This is a genomic window from Microbacterium sp. KNMS (assembly GCF_053851835.1).
Genome location: NZ_JBSQBP010000114.1, coordinates 1 through 270, shown reverse-complemented (window position 1 = coordinate 270; position 270 = coordinate 1). Strand labels below are relative to the sequence as shown.

The following is a 270-nucleotide window of genomic DNA, read 5'->3' as shown; positions in this document are numbered from 1 at the left end:
CTCCGCCACCACCGCCTTTGCGATGCCAGCGATGAGAGAGGCCTCGCCGCAGTTACGCTGTTGGTCGCTGGCATTGAACCAGTTCCAGCATTTCTGCATGTTGGCCGATTGCGGCTGTCCGGGATAGGCGACCAGAAAAGTCTGCTCCTCGGCAAGGTCGTTCATACGGGTTCCGGCGGCGAAATCGTCCGGGTTCTGCGTACATCCGTGCAGCATGACGACGACTGGAAGTGCCTGCCCGGTATAGCCACTCGGCACATAGACCTTATA

At 59.3% G+C, this 270-nt stretch carries 1 protein-coding gene; it reads right to left on the bottom strand.

All coding sequences use genetic code 11. The features are described from left to right. Positions 1-270, bottom strand: a 270-nt coding sequence (locus ACWXWW_RS18050; protein WP_455971389.1) for an alpha/beta hydrolase family esterase, incomplete at both ends; no start/stop codon positions are given.